At 60.7% G+C, this 21,890-nt stretch carries 17 protein-coding genes; 4 read left to right on the top strand and 13 right to left on the bottom strand.

Annotated elements, in window-relative coordinates; genetic code table 11:
* Positions 1–351: 351 nt before the first annotated feature.
* The 7 genes from ACJJV2_RS06345 to ACJJV2_RS06315 form a co-directional block, all read right to left on the bottom strand.
* Entirely contained in the window at positions 352–2,862 is a 2,511-nt protein-coding gene (locus ACJJV2_RS06345) for a CoA transferase (protein WP_405279087.1), read from the bottom strand.
* Positions 2,863–2,948: 86 nt separating this feature from the next.
* Positions 2,949–4,586: a BCCT family transporter gene (locus tag ACJJV2_RS06340; RefSeq protein WP_215823029.1), complete on the bottom strand. Its 1,638-nt coding sequence runs from the start codon at positions 4,584–4,586 to the stop codon at positions 2,949–2,951.
* Between the two features lie 205 nt (positions 4,587–4,791).
* The gene (locus tag ACJJV2_RS06335) at positions 4,792–5,160 is read right to left on the bottom strand and encodes a tautomerase family protein (protein ID WP_215823030.1); all 369 of its coding nucleotides are present in this window, start codon (positions 5,158–5,160) and stop codon (positions 4,792–4,794) included.
* A 68-nt stretch (positions 5,161–5,228) separates the two neighbouring features.
* Entirely contained in the window at positions 5,229–6,065 is an 837-nt protein-coding gene (locus ACJJV2_RS06330; RefSeq protein ID WP_215823031.1) for an enoyl-CoA hydratase-related protein, read from the bottom strand.
* A 72-nt stretch (positions 6,066–6,137) separates the two neighbouring features.
* Positions 6,138–7,550 (bottom strand): CaiB/BaiF CoA transferase family protein, encoded by a 1,413-nt coding sequence (locus tag ACJJV2_RS06325; protein WP_405279082.1) that lies wholly within the window; start codon positions 7,548–7,550, stop codon positions 6,138–6,140.
* A 26-nt stretch (positions 7,551–7,576) separates the two neighbouring features.
* Entirely contained in the window at positions 7,577–9,238 is a 1,662-nt protein-coding gene (locus tag ACJJV2_RS06320) for a GMC family oxidoreductase (protein ID WP_405280693.1), read from the bottom strand.
* Positions 9,239–9,441: 203 nt separating this feature from the next.
* Positions 9,442–10,959: a CoA-acylating methylmalonate-semialdehyde dehydrogenase gene (locus tag ACJJV2_RS06315; protein WP_107334494.1), complete on the bottom strand. Its 1,518-nt coding sequence runs from the start codon at positions 10,957–10,959 to the stop codon at positions 9,442–9,444.
* Between the two features lie 454 nt (positions 10,960–11,413).
* Between ACJJV2_RS06315 and ACJJV2_RS06310 the strand changes: the two genes are divergently transcribed.
* The 4 genes from ACJJV2_RS06310 (at position 11,414) to ACJJV2_RS06295 (ending at position 13,671) form a co-directional block, all read left to right on the top strand.
* On the top strand, positions 11,414–12,310 hold the full coding sequence (locus tag ACJJV2_RS06310) for a LysR family transcriptional regulator (protein ID WP_054557117.1): 897 nt from the start codon (positions 11,414–11,416) through the stop codon (positions 12,308–12,310).
* A gap of 280 nt (positions 12,311–12,590) precedes the next feature.
* Positions 12,591–12,959, top strand: a complete 369-nt coding sequence (locus ACJJV2_RS06305; protein ID WP_054557116.1) for a PH domain-containing protein — start codon at positions 12,591–12,593, stop codon at positions 12,957–12,959.
* Between the two features lie 59 nt (positions 12,960–13,018).
* A complete protein-coding gene (locus ACJJV2_RS06300; protein ID WP_405279077.1) occupies positions 13,019–13,363 on the top strand; it encodes a hypothetical protein in 345 nt (114 codons plus the stop codon).
* 131 nt (positions 13,364–13,494) lie between these two features.
* Positions 13,495–13,671, top strand: a complete 177-nt coding sequence (locus ACJJV2_RS06295) for a hypothetical protein (protein ID WP_405279075.1) — start codon at positions 13,495–13,497, stop codon at positions 13,669–13,671.
* Between the two features lie 475 nt (positions 13,672–14,146).
* On the opposite strand, the gene ACJJV2_RS06290 is transcribed toward ACJJV2_RS06295, so the two are convergent.
* The 6 genes from ACJJV2_RS06290 to pseI form a co-directional block, all read right to left on the bottom strand.
* Positions 14,147–14,815 (bottom strand): DUF938 domain-containing protein, encoded by a 669-nt coding sequence (locus ACJJV2_RS06290; RefSeq protein WP_405279072.1) that lies wholly within the window; start codon positions 14,813–14,815, stop codon positions 14,147–14,149.
* A 159-nt stretch (positions 14,816–14,974) separates the two neighbouring features.
* Positions 14,975–16,027 (bottom strand): glycosyltransferase, encoded by a 1,053-nt coding sequence (locus ACJJV2_RS06285; RefSeq protein WP_405279069.1) that lies wholly within the window; start codon positions 16,025–16,027, stop codon positions 14,975–14,977.
* Positions 16,028–16,352: 325 nt separating this feature from the next.
* Positions 16,353–17,279 carry a glucose-1-phosphate thymidylyltransferase RfbA gene (rfbA, locus tag ACJJV2_RS06280; RefSeq protein ID WP_279833032.1) on the bottom strand — a complete coding sequence of 309 codons (927 nt, stop codon included), beginning with the start codon at positions 17,277–17,279 and terminating at the stop codon, positions 16,353–16,355.
* Positions 17,280–17,600: 321 nt separating this feature from the next.
* Positions 17,601–18,674: a dTDP-glucose 4,6-dehydratase gene (gene rfbB, locus ACJJV2_RS06275; protein ID WP_107334486.1), complete on the bottom strand. Its 1,074-nt coding sequence runs from the start codon at positions 18,672–18,674 to the stop codon at positions 17,601–17,603.
* A 454-nt stretch (positions 18,675–19,128) separates the two neighbouring features.
* Positions 19,129–20,145 carry a phytanoyl-CoA dioxygenase family protein gene (locus tag ACJJV2_RS06270; protein ID WP_405279064.1) on the bottom strand — a complete coding sequence of 339 codons (1,017 nt, stop codon included), beginning with the start codon at positions 20,143–20,145 and terminating at the stop codon, positions 19,129–19,131.
* A 688-nt stretch (positions 20,146–20,833) separates the two neighbouring features.
* Complete coding sequence (gene pseI, locus ACJJV2_RS06265; RefSeq protein ID WP_405279061.1) at positions 20,834–21,889, bottom strand: pseudaminic acid synthase; 1,056 nt, start codon at positions 21,887–21,889, stop codon at positions 20,834–20,836.
* Position 21,890: the final 1 nt, after the last annotated feature.

Genomic DNA, 21,890 nt, shown 5'->3' with positions numbered 1-21,890 from the left:
CCGTCACCCCGCATGGCGACTGGGTTCTTGCAGATTGCGAGCGGGTGGGAAGCCTCGGATATTCAGCATGCAATCCCCCCGTTTTTCCGCCTGCCTGCGACTAATGACGTAGCGCCAGACGACACCTGTCGCGGCCGAGCGCACAGCAAGGTCGTGATGGGTGCAGTTGACCCACTTCGCGAAAGGTTTTCCTGCAGCGCTCACGCGCAAGGCGCATTGAGATCAGCCAGCCGGTCAGCACAAAAAAAACGCCCCACCTCGTGAATCACGAGATGGGGCGTTGGAACGTCTCAGGCGCTATCGACTGCCTTCAGCCGGCGGCCCTCGGTGGACAGGTACTGTATGGCGGGATCAGCTTGGCAGGTACTCCTCGCTCCAGCTTTCGGACACCACGCCCTCCTCGATCAACTGATCGATCTCTTCGTCGCTGTGATCAAGGCCCTTGAGCACCGAGCGAGTCGAGGCGCCGTATTTCTCGGCCGGCGACAGTGGGTAGATGCGTCCACGCCGCGGACGGATGGCATAGGGATCAAGCTGGGTGATCTCGTGACCACTGGGGTGATCCGAGTAGACCGAGAACGAATAGCTGCCGGCATCGACCCCGGTCCGCTCGCCAGCCGGGTGGACGTTGTAGGAGCGCAATGTCTCCAGGTTCTCGCACACGGCCGCGGCGATATCCGCCGCCTGCAAGCGCTCGACCCAGTCATTGGCTCGCGCGCTGATGAAACGCGGTGCCAGGTAGGCGGCACGCTCCTCACGCGGGATTTCCGGCAATTCTTCCAGCCCCTCGACCTTGCGGAATTTCTCCAGCTCCGACTCATAGGCACTGACCAGCAGGATGCCATCGGAGGCCGAATAGAAACGCGCCAGATCATCGTAGCCGGTCGCCTCACGGCCGGACGGCTCGTCGAACAGGCCACGGCGCTCATAGTCATAGCAGAACGGCAGCTGGGCCAGACCGCTCAGCGCCGACAGCGAGGTCTTGATGCGCGAGGTGCGGCCGGTCTTGAGCTTGCGATACAGCGCGGTGGCAATCCCCAGCGACGCGCCAAAGCCGCACATGACATCGATGGTGCCGACGTGGGCGTGCTCTTCCGGGGTGTCCATGCTGCCACCGAAGCGCAGCATGATGCCGGTGGTGGCCTGCACCAGATCGTCATAGCCGAGGTAGTTGGTGCGCGGCCCGGGCAGCACGCCACTGAAGCAGTCCAGCTGACAGAAGACGGCGTCCGGATTCAGCTCGCGCATGGCCTCCTCGCTCAGGCCCATGGAGGCCACCTGCCGGTCGGTGGCATTCCAGACCACCACATCACTCTGGCGAATCAGCTCATCCAGGATGGCGCGCCCGCGGGGCTGTCTGACGTCGGTCAGCAGCGAGCGCTTGGAGCGCATGTGCGACAGGCCGAAGATGACGGTATTCCAGCAGTCATAGAACGGCTTGGCCGGATCGACCTTGATGACCTCGGCACCGAAGCGCGCCAGATACGCCACCGAGTGCGGCCCGGCGATCACGTTGCACAGGTCAAGAATCTTGACGCCTTCCAGCCAGCCATCGCGGGCATTGCGTGCCCGCACCCGTGGCAGCTTGGTCTCGATGCGGGTCAACACCGACAGCGCATGGGTGACGCTCACCCAGCGCCGCGGCCTGGGCGTCAGCATCTCCTGGCCGCTGTCGGCCATCCACACCATCGGGCCGGGCTGAATCATCAGCCCGAATTCCGGGTCCTCGACCTCGACCATCAGGCCCGCCGTCTCGGCGTGGTCATCGTGGATCCACTCCTGCAGCCAGCGCTGCGGCGCACCGGGGAACTTGCCCTTGCCGAAGATCTTCTCCCATTCCTTGGAGGTGCGCGTGAGGAAGACCTCCTTCATGCGCGCCGCGATATGGTCCGCCCAGGACTTGGGCAACGGATAGACGCCCAGCGACATGTCGGATTGCCATTCGCTGCTCGGGCGATAGGTATCCGGTTCCTCGCTCATGCCTTCGGCGACCAGCTCATCGTAGAGGCCCAGCACCTTCAGGCAACGCTTGGCGTGCTCGCGGTGACTCGGACAGACCACATAGAACATGCGGCCATCCTTGCACTTGTAGCTGCGATAGAAGGGATCGAGCAGCTCCTGCAGCTCGTCGTAGTCGAGATTCATCGGCTGCCCTTCGATACGCCGACGTTCGATCTCCTTCTCGCGCTGGGTCTTGTAGCGCTCCGGCAGGCCCTCGATCTTGATCGAGTTGTAGCAGAGCCCTTCCATCAGCGCGCAGACCAGCGGCACCTCGATCTCGTCGCCCATGCCGGTCCGCTCGCGGGCCTGCAGCGCCAGTACCACCGAGGAAGCCGCCAGCATGGTGCCGTAGGCCGAGCCCAGCGGCAGCGGCGAGAAGGACGGATTGATGCCCATCAGCACCCGGTTGAGGCCCATGTCGGTGAAGACGCCGGAATTGGCGGCGATCACGCTCTCGAAGGCGCGCCAGTCGCGGCGCAGGGTGTCATTGGAGGCAAAGCCGGGAATCGACAGCGTGATCAGCTCATTGCGCTCCTCGCGCAGGGCCTGGAAGTCGATGCCCAACCGCTTCATGACCCCGGGACGGAAGCTCTCGATTACGATGTCGGCCTCCTCGATCAGCGCCAGCGCCTGCTCGACGCCCTCCTCGGACTTGAGGTTCAGCGAGACGATCAGCTTGTTGCGATTGAGCGTGGCGTTGGCCGGCGACTGCCACATCGGCCCGCCGGGCGGGTCGACGTGAACCACGGTGGCGCCCAGGTCGGCGAGGATCATGGCGACGGCCGGGCCCGCCATGTATTGACCGAAATCGATGACCTTGACGTCAGTCAGCGGCAGGCGGGTTTCGGAGTGGGTTGTCATCGGTGCGGTCCTTCTGTCCGGGGGGCATGCGGGTTGCGTCAGCCCCGGTGAGCGTCATGTGTTGAGAGAGACAGGAAAAAGTGCACTCAGCGAGGCTTGGCGTCATCGCGCGGGCTGGGAGTCTCCAGCACCAGATGCGGTTCGAGCACCTTGCGCGCGAAGTCCTGGCGCAACCAGCGCACCAGCGACCAGGTCAGGATGAACAGTACCGGAATCATCGGCAGCGCGACCACGATAGTGGAGGTCTGCACCGCCTTGAGGCCGCCCAGCTGGATCAATGCCACCCCGACACCGGCGATCAGGAAGGCCCAGATCAGACGCACGCTGCGCTTGGGCTCTTGATAGCCGGAGAGCTCACGGGTGGTCACCGACGCCAGCACATAGGCCGAGCTATCCAGGGTGGTGGCGAGGAAGATGAAGCACAGCAGGATGAAGCTTGCGGTGATCAGCTCGGAGAACGGCAGCGTGGCGAGAATCGCGGACACGGCGCCGGGGATACCGCCGTCGCTGAGTGCAGCCGCGACATCCAGGGTGCCACTCACCTGCAGGTCCAGCGCATAGCCGCCCCAGACCGCGAAGAACACCCAGCAGCCCAGCGAGCCGAACACCAGCTCGGCGATGATCAACTCACGAATGGTGCGCCCCCGCGAGATACGGGCGACGAACAGCCCCATCATCGGCGCGTAAGCGATCCACCAGGCCCAGTAGAAGACGGTCCAGTCCTTCCAGAAGGTCGAATCGCCCACCGGGTCGGTCCACAGGCTCATGGTCACGAAGCTCGACAGCATGGTGCCGAGACTGTTGACCCAGCCTTCCACCATGAACAGCGACGGCCCGGCGATGAAGGTGAAGGCCAGCAAGGCGATGGCCAGAATCACGTTGATGTCGGAGAGAATCTTGATGCCCTTGGCCAGCCCGAACCACACACTGGCGGAGAAGATCGCCGTCCAGATCAGCAGCACCCCCAGATTGAGCGCAAAGGACGGCTCGATGCCCAGCAGGTCTCCGAGCAGTCGTGATACCAGCGGCACCGCCAGCCCCAGCGAGGTGCCGACACCGCCGACGATGCCGAACACCACCACGGCATCCAGCAACACGCCCCACCAGCCATCGGCACGCTTACCGAGCACACCGCTGGAGGCCACGGACAGACGCACGCCCGGGCGATTGCGCACATACATGGAATAGGCGATGGGAATCGCCGGCAGGCAATAGAACGCCCAGGGCGTCAGCCCCCAGTGGAACTGGCCATAGGCCAGCGCCCACTCGGCCGCCGCATCACTGCCGGCCTTGACGTCAAATGGCGGGCCGGTGAAATAGTAGATCGGTTCGACCCACGCCCAGTTGACGATGGCGATACCGATGCCGCCGGCGAAGATCATCGCGACCCAACTGAAATACGAGAACTCCGGCGTGTCCTGCGGGCCGCCCAGACGGACGTTGCCGTAGCGGCTGAACGCCAGACCGATCAGGAACACGACGACGGAGAAGCCCGCCAGCAGGTAAAGCCAGCCGAAATTGCCGGTCGCGAAGGCGAAGGCCGCATTGACGGCAGCCTCACCGGATTCGGGAAACAGGATGATGGGAATGATGAGGCCAGCGATGACGAGCACCGAGGGCAGGAAAACCCGCCAGTCGATCTCGTCGCGGGCCTTGTGGGAGGCGCGGGGCTCGCGTGTCGGGCTCCCGCTGCCGGAAGACGTCTTGGGCGCAGAACTGCTCATGTTGATCACCGTTATTGTGGTTATGCGATTCGGTGTTTAGTCGAGGTCCACCGCGATTGGCGTATCGCTGGTGGACCACTCAACGCATGTTGTTGAAAGGGGCTAAAGGGTATGGCTGTCTAAAGCCGAAATCTTTGACGCGTCACATCGATTGCCGTCACTTCTCAGACACGGCATAAACGATGCCGAGGCTCGTCAGTCCCGCTCAATCCGGACAGAATTGCGCAATGCCATCCTCGAAGGACCAATCGATATCGTGATTCTCCGAGATCGTGATCAAGACGTTGCCGGGGGCAATCCCCGGGTTTCTGGCCAGCGCCTCGACCACTCTGGCGTAGAACGCCTTCTTGGCCTGGTCCGGCTTCCCGCTGCGCATCACCAGATGCATCATCACGCGGTCCTGATCGCGTGACTGGAATTCGAGGTCCTGATCGGCACATTCATGGATCACCTGGTAGCGATCATCTGCCGGGAAATCCAGGGTCTCGATGACGGCGGCATTGACCTCATCGGCAATCGCCTTGCGATAAGCATCAGACTTGCCTTTCAGAACATTGATCGTGACAAAGGGCATCATGGCCTCCGCTGGCACCCGGGCAAGGGGTGCGGTGAATGAACATCGAATTTGCCAGACCCCGGGGCCTAGCGATGACGGAAGACCGGCGCACGCTTGGCAACGAAGGCGCTCATGCCCTCCTTCTGGCCCTCGGTCGCGAAGGCGGCCTGAAAGAGCAGACGCTCTTGACGAAGCCCCTCATTGAGCGGGGTCTCGAATGCCGTGTTGACGGCTGACTTGGCCATCTTGACCGCCGGCGTGTTGTAGCCCGCGATGGTATGCGCGGCCTCGAGCGCGTTCTGCATCAACTCATCCTTGGGCACGACCCGCGCCACCAAGCCAATCTCCTTGGCCTCCTGAGCGCCGATGTTGCGACCGGTCAATACCATATCCATCGTCATCGCCTTGCCGACCGAGCGGGCCAGGCGCTGTGATCCGCCGATGCCCGGCAGAATGCCCAGCTTGATTTCAGGTTGGCCAAACTGGGCGTCTTCCGAGGCGATGATGAAGTCGCACAGCAGGGCCAGTTCACAGCCGCCACCGAGGGCAAAACCACTGACGGCGGCGATGATCGGCTTGGAAATCCTGCGCACCTCGTCCCAGGGCGAGAGAAAGTCATCCATGTAGAAATCAGTGAAAGACTTCTCGGCCATTTCCTCGATGTCCGCACCGGCGGCAAAGGCGCGGGGATTGCCGGTGATGACGATGGCGCCGATGCCAGGGTCGGCGTCCAGCTCGCGGAGGACCGCAAGCGTCTCCTCGGCCAATTGGCGGTTGAGCGCATTCAGGCTTTTCGGGCGATTGAGGATGATCAACCCGACGCGCTCGCGGCGCTCGACGACGATCATCTCGAGAGTTTCCGGCTCCGGCGCGTCAGACGCCGACTGTTTGGCCTGGGGTTGCGATTTCACCATCTTGTTCATTCTTGTCTCCCGATGTCGGGTGGCGTCACTCTGGCGTGAGTTCTGCGTAAATTCGGCGTCAGTTCGGCGTACTTACTGCGCATCGCAGGACGTTGCGGTACTGGGCGATGACGCGTCACTGGATGACGCGGCGTCTGGCACTGCGCCGCGCGTTTTCGCGGCGGTACCTGATGACTTGCGAGCCGGACGGGCCTTCTCTGCGCTGCCATTCTCGCTGCTCTGATCACCGCTCTGTTCGCTACCATTCTCGGCGGTCTGTCCGCCGTCTTTCTGGCGGTCAGATTCGGGCAGATGATAGGCACCATGGCGTGCCATCAACTCGTCCAGAATCGCCTCGCGATGCTGGCCAAGGCCCGGCGCACTGCAGGGCACCTGACTGTCGATGTCCCGACGTCCCGTGAGCTTGATCGGATTACCCGCCGTCCTGAATGGCTTGCCGGCCTTGCCCTGGACCTGAACGATCATGTTGCGGGCCTTCAGCTGCGGGTGATCGAACAGCTTGTCGATGGTATTGATCGGCGAGCACGGCACGCCCTCCTCATTGAGCAGATCCACCCAATGCTGAACCGGCTGCTGCACCAGGATTTTTTCCATCTCGATCACCAGTTCCGGGCGATTCCTGCAGCGCATGTCGTTGCTGAGAAAACGCGGATCGAAGGCCAACCGCGCCGCACCGATGGCATCGGCCATCAACAGGAACAAGGTGTCGTTGCCGGCCGCGATGACGAGCTTGCCATCCTGCGCATTGAAGCTTTCAAACGGCGCCAGCGAAGGATGGCAATCACCGGTGCGGTGCGGCACCTTGCCCTCGATATCGAAGCGCGCCAGCGCCGTTTCCATCAGCGCCGCCTGGCAGTCGAGCATGCCGATATCCACCCGCGTGCCCTGGGCATCCCGAGTGCGGCTATAGAGCGATGCGAGAATGCCCACCGCGGCAAACAGCGCCGCGCTCAGGTCGCCAAAGCTGGTCCCCACGCGGGCGGGCTCACCGTCAGGCCAGCCGGTCAGGCTCATGATGCCGCCCATGGCCTGCACGACCATGTCATAGCCGGGCAGTTCGCTGAAGGGGCCAGTGTGCCCGAAGCCCGAGATCGAGGAATAGATCAGGTGAGGATGCGTTCTGGCCAGGCGCTCAGGGCCATAGCCCAGGCGGTCCATCACCCCGGGGCGGAAGTTCTCCACCAGCACATCCGCCTCATCCAGCAGGCGCTCAAGCAGCTCGCGGTCACGAGGCGACTTGATGTCCAGCACGATGCTTTCCTTGTTGCGGTTGAAGCAGCTGAAATAGGCGCTTTCTCCCTCCACGAAGGGACCGAATTCGCGGGTATCGTCTCCGGTCCCGATCTTCTCCACTTTGATGACACGTGCGCCCAGGTCAGCCAGCACCATGGTGCAATAAGGCCCGGCGAGTACCCGTGAGAAATCCAGCACGGTGATCCCGTCCAGTGGCCCCTTCTTGAGTTCCGTCTGCGTCGAGATGGCCATCGGTCAACTCCCAAAGTCGTGGCATATTACTGTGCGTTCAGGATCCATCCCGCGGCTTTTTCCGCGATCATCAGGGTCGGCGAGTTGGTATTGCCGCTGACGATGGTCGGCATGATGCCGGCATCGGCCACCCGCAATCCCTGGATACCGCGCACACGCAGACGGCTGTCGACCACCGCCATCGGGTCATCCGCGCGCCCCATGCGCGTGGTGCCCACCGGATGGAAGATGGTGGTGCCGATATCGCCGGCCAGCCTGGCGAGCTCTTCATCAGTCTGGTACTCGACCCCTGGCTTGATCTCTTCGGGCTTGTAGCGCGCAAAGGCAGGCTGGGAGGCGATTCGCCGCGTGACCCGCAAGGAATCGGCCGCGACCTTGCGGTCTTCTTCCGTGCTCAGGTAGTTGGGCGCGATGGCCGGGGCCTGACGCGGGTCGGCGCTCTGCAGACGCACCGTGCCACGGCTGGTGGGGTTGAGATTGCAGACGCTCGCGGTGATCGCCGGGAAGGGATGCAACGGTTGCCCGAAGGCCTCGAGGCTCAGCGGCTGGACATGGTACTGGATGTTGGGATGGGCGTAGTCATCGCTGCTGCGCGTGAAGGCCCCCAGCTGCGATGGCGCCATGCTCATCGGCCCGGAACGCTTGAACAGATACTGCATGCCGATGCCCATCTTGCCCAGCAAGGTGCTGGCCATGGCGTTCAGGGTCTTGGCATTGGTGACCTTGTAGACCGAGCGGATCTGCAGGTGGTCCTGCAGGTTCTCGCCGACGCCGGGCAGGTCCTTGACCACCTCGACACCATGTTCCTCCAGCAATGCCCTGGGCCCGACGCCCGAAACCTGCAGCAGGTGTGGCGAGCCGATGGCGCCGGCACACAGCACGACCTCACGCTTCGCCGAGAGGTTGATGACCTTGCCATCACGCACGACCTGCAGTCCCGTGCAGCGCAGATCAGAGGCTTGCTTCGCTGCGTCCGCCGCGCCTGTGCCAGCCCATGTTTCAGCCCCTGTGTCAGCCCCCATGCCCTGCTCGCCGCCCGAGAACAGCAGACGATTGACCTGGGTGGAGTGCCACAGGGTCAGGTTGCTGCGCTTGAGCGCCGGGCGCAGGAAGGCCTTGGCCGTGTTCCAGCGCCAGCCCGCCCGCTGGTTGACCTCGAAATAGGCCACCCCTTCATTGCTGCCACGGTTGAAATCCTTGGTGCGCGGAATGCCGGCCTGCTCGGCCGCACTGGCGAAGTCATCCAGCACTTCCCAGTTGAGGCGCTGACGCTCGACGCGCCATTCCCCACCGTGACCATGGAAATCACGCTGCTCGGGGTCACTGCTAGCGCCGTCGTCCAGTAGCGCGTGATCCTCGTGACGCATAAAGTCAGCCAGACACTGCTCCCAACGCCACTCGTCGTCTCCGGACACCTCGGCCCAGTGATCGTAATCCCGCGCCTGGCCGCGCATGTAGATCATGCCGTTGATGCTGGAACAGCCGCCCAGCGTCTTGCCGCGCGGATAGATCAGCGAACGGCCGTTGAGTCCCTTGTCCGGCTCGGTGCGGAACATCCAGTCGGTGCGCGGATTGTTGATGCAGTACAGATAGCCCACCGGAATGTGAATCCAGTGGTAGTTGTCACGTCCGCCCGCCTCGACCAGCAACACGCGGTGGTCAGGGTTGGCGCTGAGGCGATTGGCCATCAGGCAGCCGGCGGAACCGGCGCCCACGATGATGTAATCGAATTCAGAGAGATCGTCGCCCGGTTTGGCGGGGCGAGCGTCCTGCTCGCCCTCCGGGGATCGATGCGGGTTGTTCTTGTTGTCTGACATGGCGCGTCCCTCTCCAGACAGCTGGCGTATGCTGGTAGATAACCAGAATGCAGATGACCGCAGTCGCGAGCGACTTACTTGGCCGTCGGCATGGCGAATTCGGCACCGGCATCGATGGAATCCGACCAGCGCTGCATGATGGACTTCTGCTTGGTATAGAAACGCACACCCTCTTCTCCGTAGGCGTGGGTATCCCCGAACAGGGAGCTCTTCCAGCCACCGAAACCGTGCCAGGCCATCGGGACCGGAATCGGCACGTTGATGCCGACCATGCCGACCTGAATGCGGCGCCCGAATTCACGCGCGACACTGCCGCTCTCGGTGAAGCAGCTCACGCCGTTGCCGAATTCGTGGTCGTTGATCAGCTGGATGGCGGTCGCGACGTCCGGCACGCGGACACAGGCCAGGACCGGGCCGAAGATCTCTTCCTTGTAGATGGTCATGTCCGGCGTGACGTGATCGAACAGCGTGCCGCCCATCCAGAAGCCTTCAGTGCTGTCGCCGCCGATGTCGTTGCCGGTGAACTCACGCCCGTCGACGATCATCTCTGCCCCTTCCGCGACGCCCTTTTCGATGTAACCGCAGATACGCTCATGCGCCTGACGGGTGACGATCGGGCCCATCTCGGCGTCCAGATTCATGCCGTCCTTGATCTTGAGCTCGCGGGCACGCTCGGCCAGACGCGGCACTAGGGTGTCCGCCACATCGCCCACCATCACCGCCACGCTGATGGCCATGCAGCGCTCGCCGGCGGAGCCGTAGGCCGCGCCGATCAGGGCATCCACCGCCTTGTCGAGGTTGGCGTCCGGCATCACCACCATGTGGTTCTTGGCGCCACCCAGTGCCTGGATGCGCTTGCCGTGACGTGCGCCGCGCTCATAGATCAGGTTGGCGATCGGGGTCGAGCCCACGAAGGACAGAGCACGCACCTTGGGATGATCGATCAGCGCCTCGACGGAATCCTTGTCGCCCTGCACCACGTTGAAGACGCCATCCGGCAGGCCCGCCTGCTTGAGCAGGTCCGCCATCATCAGCGAGGCGCTGGGGTCCAGCGGGCTCGGCTTGAGCACGAAGCTGTTGCCTGCCGCGATGGCGACCGGGAACATCCACATCGGCACCATCACCGGGAAGTTGAACGGCGTGATGCCTGCGACGACGCCCAGCGGCTGGCGCATCGTCCAGTTGTCGATGCCGGTGCTGACCTGGTCGGTGAAGTCACCCTTGAGCAGCTGCGGGATACCGCAGGCGAATTCGACGATATCGATGCCGCGTGCCACTTCGCCCTGGGCGTCGGTGAATACCTTGCCGTGCTCGCGGGTGATCGCCTCCGCCAGCTCGTCCTTGTGCTCGTTGAGCAGTGCGAGGAACTTGAACATCACTCGGGCACGGCGAATCGGCGGCGTGTCGGCCCAGGCCGGGAAGGCGGCGTCGGCAGCAGCCACGGCGGCATCGACATCACTGTTGCGTGCCAGCGCGACCTGGCCGGTCACCTTGCCGGTCGCCGGATTGAAGACATCCTGAGTGGCGCTGGAATCGCCTCGGGTCACCTGGCCGTTGATGAAATGCTGGATAGCGTTGGCTGCTGTCGTCATGGTGCTGATCTCCGCTGGCGGTGTTTTATAGGAATAAGCCTGTGTAATGCACATGTCTGGCGCTGAAGGTCCTTCGCCTGGTCAATGACGAACGAGGACATGCCATCAGCAGGTGTTCATGAAATTACGCCGCCACGCGCAGGGTGCAATTGAGTAATTCTTGGGTGAGATATAACGATTGCTGATATCCGATTTCGCTCAGAAATTTCTCCGCTTCCCTCGAGAACCAGAGCAAAAGTTAATCGTTTACAATCAATCAGTTATAACGAAAAAGGAGGAGGGGATTTCGACAGCGGCAGGCGCTTCGATCACGAGGCCTGTCCCGGGTGAACACGGCTTACCGCGACCAATGGCCAATAGGTGACCGAGAACGAATTCAGGCCACAATGTGTGATGCAGGGCCAGCAGCACGCGTCTCGCCGGCCAGAAAATGCCAAACACATGGATGTCACTGATGCAGGATCTGTCCCGACTCAATGCCTTTGTCACCGTGGCGCGCACCGGCAGCGTGTCGCGAGCGGCGCAGGCGTTGCACCTCACCCAGCCCGCGATCAGCCTCAAGCTCAAGCAATTGCAGGAAGGCCTGGGATTGAGCCTGTTCGAGCGTCACCCCCATGGCCTGTTGTTGACGGCCGATGGCCAGGCCTTGCTGCCCAGTGCCGAGAAGACCCTGGCCAGCGCGCGTGGCTTCGAGCAGGCCGCCGCGGCACTGCACAGCACAGTGCGCGGCAAGCTGCGCATCGGCACCATCGTCGACCCGGAGTTCATTCGTCTGGGCAGCTTGCTGCGCCATCTGCTGGAACGCGCACCCAATCTGGAAACGGAACTCCATCACGGCATGAGCGGCTGCGTCCTCAAGGCACTGCGCCAGAATGAGCTGGAAATCGGCTTCTACCTCGCTCCCCCCGGAGAAGGACCACGCGATGACTCCCTCTGTTATCGCGAGCTGGCATTCTTCGACTATTTCATTCTCGCCCCCAGCGGCTGGTCAGCGCGCCTGACGGAGACTGACTGGCCCTCCCTGGCCGCCCTGCCGTGGATCGTGACGCCGGAAAATTCCGTTCACTCACGCCTGCTGGCGCATGCCATGCGTGACAGTCAGTGCACCCCTCATCGCGTCGCGCAGGTGGATCAGGAAGTCTGCATGCTGGACCTGGTCCGCGCCGGCGTCGGGCTGACACTGGCCCGCGATGTGTTGGCGCTGGCCGAGCGTCAGGAACGTGGCCTCAATATCGTGCCGGATACCCGCCTGCCCTGCGCCTTGAGTGTGGTGTGGCGTCACGACAAGCAACACGAACCCTGTGTCGAAGCCGCCCTGCAAAGTCTCGAAGAAGTCTGGCCGTCTGAGTGAAGGAAGGTGGCCTCCCGAGATCGGACAGCAAGCTATATGCTGACCAGAGAGGCCGGTGTGCATTCCGACGTTCTCCCTTCTGGCACGGCCATGCAGCACACTTGATCGCCTCGGAGCTCTGGTGTCAGGGCGCGGGGCTACTCCGTTGGCGCGGGATGGATTATTCTAGTCGTGATACTGAAAAAACCGCATGTCCCGCCAGAGGCCGAGGGATGGCCCCTGCTCATGCGCTAGCGAAGTATCCCCAGATGGCAGCACTGTCGAATCACAAGGTAATACAATGATAGATTTCAATAATAAAGGCTTTTTTAAACTCAAACAGAACGATGAATATGCCGAACGTGTCAATGACCTGCTGATCGATGGCGAAGAAATCATTTCAGCCTATAAATCAATGCGTGACGGGGTCGTGTTTACCAACAAGCGTATTATCGCTGTCAATGTTCAAGGATTGACTGGCAGCAAGAAGGACTTCACCTCCCTCCCTTACAAGAAGATTGAAACCTATTCCATCGAAACTTCCGGCACATTTGATCTTGATTCAGAGCTCACGATCTATTTCTCGGCACTCGGTACGGTGAGATTTGAATTTACCGGCAAGACGCGCCTTACCGAAATCTCGCAAGTCATCACCACCTATGTGTGTTGATTCCCTGCTGCTTCAGATGTGAATTCCTTTGATCAAACGGGGTTACCCAGATGAGTGACATGTCAGTCGACCAATTCGAAGAAAGCATGAAACGCGAACTCGACAAGTTCGTGCGCAGTACCAACAGAACCGCCAGTTCAACCTCCCGTGAGTCCGCTCCTCGCGCGCGTCCTGAAGCACCACGCGCCAGAGAGACCACCACTCCCCTCAAGGGACTGCGTGTGACGCTTGGCGTCAAGCAGAAGCGACTGGCATTGGAAGTGCCCTTCACGGTGCAGACCGACAGCATCTCGCGAATGGAAGCGCGCATCCATGCCGAGAAGGCGGCACGCAAGGCCGGCTGGAAGATCATCAGCCATGTGATCGACTGGAATGATACCGAGCGAGAACCCGACGCCCGCTGATACCTCGGCCACTACGCCTGAGGGGGTGACATCGGTTGCGCCACTAGTCCATATCGAGATTACCGAAAGGCAATCACGCCTTGGGCGGCATAGGCTCTGTAGACACACTCACGGTCTAGAGGGGTATGCGCATGAAACACTTCGATTCATTGTTCTCGCTGTTCACGGCGGTCCTGTTGTCAGCCCTGCTGCCCTTTACTATGGAAAGTGACGCAAGGTCTGCCTCTCACGACCCGCAACCTTTCTCATCCCCTCTGGCAGAAGGCTCGCTCAAGGAAGACGACGATGACGAGACGCCAGACGCGTAAGTTACCGACGTTGGGCTGGCCTGATGTGTGGCACGCGTACTTTGGTGTTCGCAACATTCGGCCTCTAGCGAAGCGATCGCCTGGGAACGTCTGCCCTTCTAAACGCCGCCTTTCTCGACACTGCCCGCTGGACCACCTCCCAGTCCTGCGCGATCGCTTCCGCTTGCGTCTCCCCGTTGCACTCAGCCTACGCAAGCAGGCTTCTTTATAACGTTCGTTGCGCGGTGGAGGGGCTGTGGTATTCCCCATTTGATGTCAGTCAGGTTGGAAGCATCAATACATATATAGGTAGATAGATAGCAGCCCTTATTGAAGGTGAGTCGGGAATTCAAGCGCTTGCGCACTACCATGCAGCCGCATTTCCTTCGCCAAGACACGACAATGCCCCGACCTGGCGACAGGACGGGGCATTGTCGGAGTGAGTGGGTCACATCAGGTGTACTCACCCTCTCTAACGGGCTACTGACCGCCAGCGCTAACGCCGAAAGACCACGCTCAGATTGTTCGCCGGCATCTCGACCACCTTATCAAGCCGCAAGCCGTTGCGCTCCGCTTCCTCGATGACCTCCTCCAGATCACGCACGCCCCATAGCGGGTTGCGGCTCTTGAGCTGCACATCAAAGCCTTCGTTGCTCGGCGCCGTGTGCTGACCTCCCCGCTTGTAGGGGCCGTAGAGATACAGCACGCCGTCCTTCGGGAGAAGTCGACCGGCCTGCAACATCAGCTCGGACGTGACCCGCCACGGCGAGATGTGGATCAGATTGATCGCCACCAGCGCATCGCAGGCCACCTCAGGCCACTCGGCCTGCACATCCAGCGTGATCGGCGCCTTGAGGTTGGGCAGTGCGGCCTCGGCCCGCCAGTCCGCGATGGATTCCAGCGCACGCGGGCTGGCATCGCTGGGCTGCCACTCCAGATGGGGGAGCCCGTGGGCGAAATGCACGGCGTGCTCGCCACTGCCACTGGCCAGCTCCAGCACCTGACGTCGCTGTGCCAGCACATCCCGCAGGACATCAAGAATCACGTCACGATTGCGAGCGACCGCTGGGCTGGCGAGACGCTGACTGTGCGCCACCTCGGCATCCTTCTGTGACGACTGCGACGCAACGCTTGGCAAGTCATCGGGTAACTCGGGGGTGGCCATGCAGCACTCCTTTCAACAGGGCAAATGACTCAGAACGAAAAGATGGCTAGATAATAACAAAGCGCCGCACCCCTGAGGGGCACGGCGCTTGAGCAAACAGTGATTGGGTCGGGCGATTTCGGTCAGGCTGTTTGAGTCAGGCCATTACAGACGACTCCGCTAGCGGGCACGCGCCACCGTCGAGCGCGCGCGCCAGAAATCCAGCACCCGCAGCGGGTCACCCACTTCATGGGCCTTGTGTTGCGCGTTGTGCGCCATGGCACGCGTCGCATCACGATCGCCCAGCAGGCGCTCGAGGGCGGCTGTCCATTCTGCCGGATCATCCCCGACCAACAGGCCATCCACGCCGTCCTCGATCAGATCGACATAGGGCGCCCGGCGACTGTAGATACCCACCCCGCCCATGCGGGTGATATCGAGAAATCGCAGCCAGGAGGCGGCGCGATTATCGGAGTTTTCCATCAAGGGCGCCAGACCGATAGCGATCCGACGCCGCGAGCAATAATCCTGAAAGGCCTCCCAGCTGACGGCCTCCATCGTCTTGAGGCGAGGAATATCGCTGAGCGCCAGCGGCAGATGACGGCCCATCATCAACTCTACCTCACTGTCCGAATGCCGCGTCTGGATATCGCGCAGCACCGGGGCCAGCGTGAGGATGTCCTCACGATGCGCCAGAGTGCCGTGAAAACCGATGCACCAGTCGCTCTGCTCGAGATGATGCAGATCCGGCAGCTTGCCAGTCAGTGGCGGCGTCAACAGGCTGACTCTGGGATGCAGACTCGCCAGAGCGGCCTCCAGCTGCTCGCTGACCACGACGACCTCATCCGCCAGCGCGAACAATCGCTGCTGCAATTGGGCAGCCTCAGACTCAGAGCCTGCTTCAGGGGTGGCATTGCCCTGCTCCGCTGACAGCAGCTCAGGCGAATACAGATGATCGACGAGGTAGCAGATACGACCGTGCTGCTCACGGTGTGTTTCCAGCATCGCGATCCATTCCCGTCCCAGGCTCCGCGCGATCAGCAGGCAGGCGCCGGTGAGGCGCGCCTGGGCAAGCTTGGGGGAGAACTTCCAACGGCGGGTTTCAAACCGCTCGACACGTGTGCCTTCCTTGCGCAACGCGGCCATGGCAGGCAGGAAGAAGTAGATATCTTCCAGCGCCTGGGCTTCATCACTGAGGACGATCCAACGAGGAGTGGTCGGGAAGGCGGTCATGTCAGTCTCCTTTACTCGAGGCATTCATGGTCCCGGCACGTTCGGCGTGAGCGCCAAACAAGCGCGAGCGAGAGCACACACTGACTCTGGGACGCTTACTTTGAGCTTAATGATTTCTGGGCATCACACCACTCAAATTTTGCTGGTGTGTAGCGGATGTAAACGATGTGTTACCTGCGTTGGACACCAAATCGCCTCTGGCAGCGCCCGATTGGACGGCCCCAAGACCAGAAACGACAAGGCCCGCAGGGTAAGCTGCGGGCCTTGTGGGTTGATGAACCCGATGTCGAATCGGGTTATGTGCCTTGCGTGAAGCTGACTCTTATCACGCCACGCGTATCAGTTCGTGGCGGTCTTCACCGAGTGCCGTGGCACGGCGCACATCCTCCAGACGCTTGAGCAGGTACTGACCATAGCCAGTCTTGCTGAGGCGCTGGCCGAGCGCGAACATCTCATCGTCATCGATCCAGCCATTGCCCCAGGCGATCTCTTCCAGACAGGCGATCTTGAGCCCCTGACGATGCTCGATGGTCTGCACGTACTGCCCAGCCTCCAGCAGGCTGTCATGCGTGCCGGTATCCAGCCAGGCGAAGCCACGCCCCAAGCGCTCGACATGCAGGTCGCCCCGCTCCAGATAGGCATTGTTGATGCAGGTGATTTCCAGCTCCCCCCGAGAGGAAGGCTTGACGCGCTTGGCGATCTCCACGACATCGTTGTCGTAGAAATAAAGGCCGGTCACCGCGAAGGGCGAACGAGGATGGGCAGGCTTTTCTTCGATGGAAAGCGCCTTGCCCTGCTCGTCGAACTCCACCACGCCAAAGCGCTCCGGGTCCTGCACCAGATACCCGAAGACCGTCGCCCCCGTGGCGCGTGACGCGGCATGCTTGAGCTGACCCGTGAAGTTGGGGCCATGGAAGATATTGTCCCCCAGCACCAGGCAGACATCATCCTCACCGATGAAGTCCTCGGCGATCAGGAAAGCCTGAGCCAGCCCATCCGGGCTAGGCTGCACGGCATACTCAAAGCGAACGCCATATTGCTCACCACTGCCGAGCAGCTGCTGATACTGCGGCAAGTCCTCAGGCGTCGAGATGATCATGATGTCCTGGATGCCGGCCAACATCAGGACCGAGGCGGGATAGAAGATCATCGGCTTGTCGTAGATAGGCAGCAACTGCTTTGAAACGCCTAACGTGATCGGGTGCAAGCGAGTGCCGGAGCCCCCCGCGAGAATGATGCCTTTCCGTGCCATGTTACGCTCCCTGTCCCTGCTGAATTTCTGCTGTCGTCGCAGATCAGTCAGTGCCTACGCTCCCTGACCCAGTGAACTGACAAGCTCACCGGGCTCCCTGACGCAGCATCTGATTCAGCTCATAGCGTAAACAGCAAGAAGGACGCCTGCAGCATGGTTTTAGCCGCAAGATTACGCATTTTATTGCTATTTATACTGCTTATAAAAATATCACTAAAACAGTATATATAGCTCAGGGCTGGGCAAGGCAGGAGCATGATGAGACTCATGCCAAGTCTCCTCAGGCTGTTGAGTCACTTCAGCTCCTGCATGGTGCCCGGATCAGATCTCGGCTCCCAGACGCTCTCCCTGATAGCGGCCATCACGAATCCGCTGCCACCACTCAGGATTATCCAGATACCACTGAACCGTCTTGCGCAGGCCCGACTCGAAGGTCTCCCGCGGCCGCCATCCCAGATCACGCGCTATCTTGTCGGCATCAATGGCATAACGCAGATCGTGCCCGGGCCTGTCGGTCACGAAGGTGATCAGATCACGGTAGTGCGCAAGGCCTTGAGGCTTTTGCGGCACCAAGGCTTCCAACGTCTCACAGATCAGGCGAACCACGTCGATATTGCGCTGCTCGTTATGCCCGCCGATGTTGTAGCTCTCCCCCAGCGGCGCCTCGCACGCCACCTTGATCAAGGCACGCGCGTGGTCCTCGACATACAGCCAATCGCGCACCTGGTGGCCATTGCCATACACCGGCAGTGGCTTGCCCGCCAGGGCATTGAGGATGGTCAGGGGAATCAACTTCTCGGGGAAGTGATAGGGGCCATAATTGTTCGAGCAGTTGGTCATCACTGTCGGTAGACCGAAGGTTCGCTGCCAGGCTCTTACCAGATGGTCCGACCCCGCCTTGCTGGCCGAATAGGGCGAACTCGGCGCATAGGGTGTCTGCTCCGTGAAGCCGGGGTCATCCTCTGCAAGATCACCAAACACCTCATCGGTCGAGATGTGATGGAAGCGGAACGTCTCGGCCTTGGCAGGATTCACCAATGCCAATTGCTTCCAGTAACGGCGTGACGCCTCCAGCAACCGGCAGGTGCCCATGACGTTGGTTTCGATGAAGGCCTCCGGCCCATCGATGGAGCGATCGACATGGCTCTCGGCGGCAAGGTGCATGACGATATCCGGCTGATGCACACTGAAGATACGTGCCAGCGCCTCGGCATCACAGATGTCCGCATGCTCGAAGACATACCGCGGATGATCACTGACGGACTCCAGCGAATCCAGATTGCCCGCATAGGTCAGCTTGTCCAGGTTGACCACTTCATGGGACGTCGAATCGATCAGCTCGCGCACCACGGCAGAGCCGATGAACCCGGCACCGCCGGTAATCAGGAACTTCATGCTTCACCTCAGCCACGCACTCGGCGCAGAAAGAAAATTGAGAGTGCAGAGAATCAAGGGTCAGAGTCATGGGGATACCACACAACATCCCCGGGCTCGTCCCTTGTTGTCTCCTGATGATACGCCACCGCCCCGCCCGCCCTTGGCCGATTAGCGTGCAGTATCACAGCTGAAATTCCTCGCCCGAATGACATACCCACATAATGAGAACCAACTTATATAGAGAGCCAGATGACTCCGTCTCCAGTATGACAGGCACAAAAAAGCCCCGAACGCGTAGCGAACGGGGCTTTTCACTCTCTCGTCCATCATGAGGGAGGCCTGGCTTGCAAGGTGGCTAAAGGATGAGCCTCAGGGCTTGATGACACGCAAAATCTGACGTCAGCAATAAAGCTCACTGACTCCTGGCGCTGTCACAACGCCCTGTCACAAGGCTCTGTCACATGAGCCCGGGTCAAAGATCCCCGTTGTCGGAAGGCACGAACCAGGAAGCCTTCTCACCTCGCGCGGCGGCCTTGCGATCATCACGCTGACGCTCCGCTTCCAGCACACGATATTGGAGACGATTGATCCACTCGAAGCCAAGCCCCGGCAAGGGGGAAAAGGGAGTCGTGCGACTCATCCCCCACAGTGCAAAGCGTGTACTGCTCTGCTCTGCTTCACCACGCCCATGCATGCCATAGGTATTGGCGATCAACAGTGTGTTGGCCTTGACGGCAAAGTGCTTGACCTCGCCTAGACCAAATCGCTCGAGATCCCCTTCATCCACACGGAAAGACCCACGCTGCGTGTATCGATTGGGATGGTCGCGTGCGATCAGGCTCATGTGCCTTTCCCACGACAGACGCGCTGACGACATGCGCGTGGAGCCCGGGACAAACATGAAAGGCCCCTGGGCAGGCGTCACATCCTGCAGATACAGCCAGAACTTCATGGTGGGCTGGAAGGTATCCACATGCAGGGACTTCTGGGGATCGCGCTCATGGCTTTCCAGCACGCCATTGTGAATACGCTCCAGATGCATGATGGGCTGTCGCGCATGGCCACTGCAGTAACGCATCAGGCGCCGGAACCGCTTGTCACGCATCAAGGCCTGCATTTCCGGCAAGGCTGCGACATTTTCCGGCGCCATCACACGACGACGGGTCAAGGTATCTGCCTGGCGGCACTGGCGAATCTCACCACGTGCCCCCTCTGCCTCCCTGACCAGCCGCTGATACTGCTCCGCAGGCAGAAAATCCTCCAGCAGCAGGTAGCCATCATGCTGAAAGGCCTTGCGCTGCTCTCGCGGCACCCCATAGGCAAACCAGGCCTGACGTACGCGCATCATCCAATGCGCGGCGCGCAAGCGCACCAGATGAAGCCCGCGACGGTTCAGCCCGGGGTTCCCCAGCACAGGATTGGCCACGAAGGACTTGGCACCTGTCAGTGCCGCAAGGCCGGCAGCCAATGTCTTGAGATGGCTCGACATGAAAAGGCCTCTTTACATCTCGTGAGTGCTTCTCCACTCCTGCGCCTGCGAATGACACAGGAGCCGGGAGAATCCTTCTACAACCGCTTGGTGGCAAGGGCTGGTGCTGGCGGCTTATGACTGGACACGTCCGAATCAAAAACGCGGTACTGGCGCAGAAAATCAAAGCTTTATATGCCCCAAAAATTTTCGATTTCACCCCAGTCTTCGGCAGCCAAGATTACCGCAGAACGTTTAGAAAGAAGATGTCTGACAACTTCTGTTACACTTTCAACGCTTGGCGAAAGTCGTAAAAATCACGAATGTTGCAAATAGGACGGTGCATGCATCAGACCATCCATGAGCAAAAACTGTTATAAAGCCGCTCAATCCTGCTGGCAATGCGCTACAAAGTCCGATTTAGGCAGTTTTCATGCATTACTCTCGTCTGGGGCTTCCCCCCGCCGCCAGGCAGAACTTCAAGAAACCGCCCAAGGGTGCCCCCATTTGGACCGAGCCTTTGATGCCAGTGTCGGCAAGATCCGAGCTCGGGTTGCAGCGCCTGCCCACCACGTGCCAGATGGCACCCAAGACAGATGAGCCGGCGCTCGTCGCTCCGACACTCCCTCAATACCGCCTTGAACGAGCCCATACCCTCGGCCAAGCGAAAGGCCACCTCGCAACGCCAGGTCAACAACCGCACCAAACCTCAGACTTTTAAAACATCCTCTTTGACGGGTGAATTCTTTTTCAAGTCAACTGCTACTTCTTTACCGACAACACTATCAAGAAATTTTGGGGACATCCCGTAGCCCGGCCTCACACTCTTCACAGCATCCGCGGTAACCACCTCCCCAGCCTTCAGATCCTTGACGAAATATAGGGAGCGACGGAATTGAGCGTTCCCTTGCTCGCTTGACTTACGGCCATAGTCGATTTTTCCGAGTGCCTGCCAGGCAGTCTTGGTATCGCGACAAAGTGCGGCAAGCTCTGCCGGTTCAAGCGAGAAGCTGTCATCGGGGCCACCTCCGTCGCGGTCCAGGGTAAAGTGCTTCTCGATCAGGCTGGCACCCAGCGCCACACTAGTGATGGCGGTTGTATTGTCGATGGTATGGTCAGAGAGTCCAGTTACCAGGCCAAAGCGCTCGATCATGTCAGGGATAGTACGCAGATTGTAGTCTTCAGGTGGTGCCGGGTAGCCGCTGACGCACTGCAGGATGGCCAATTGCTCACATCCGGCACCGCGGGCGGCGTCAACAGCCTCCTGGATCTCTTCGGCGTCGGCCATCCCGGTGGAGATGATCATAGGCTTGCCTGTCTTGGCCACATACTCGATCAACGGAAGATCTACGGCCTCGAAGGAGGCAATCTTGTAGGCCGGCGCGCCGAGTTCTTCAAGAAGATCCACAGCCGTGGTGTCGAAGGGCGAACTGAAGATGGTGATGCCCAGCTTGCGGGCGTGTTCGAAGAGCGGCTGGTGCCACTCCCAAGGCATATGCGCTTCTTCATAGAGTTCGTAGAGGGTACGTCCATCCCATAACCCCCCTTTGATCTTGAAGTCCTCACTGTCACAGTCGAGCGTGATGGTGTCAGGGCGGTAGGTCTGCAGCTTGATGGCATCTGCACCGGCCTTGGCGGCTTCCTCAATGATACGCATGGCCGTTTCCAACTTGCCGTTATGGTTGGCAGAGAGCTCAGCGATGATATAGGGAGGCTGATCGGCCGCGATACGACGGCCAGCGATTTCAATAGGGGGTAGCATCATG

The sequence above is a fragment of the Cobetia sp. Ld8 genome (assembly GCF_045066615.1).
GTDB classification, from domain to species: Bacteria; Pseudomonadota; Gammaproteobacteria; order Pseudomonadales; family Halomonadaceae; genus Cobetia; species Cobetia amphilecti.
This window is presented reverse-complemented; position numbering and strand designations above follow the sequence as displayed.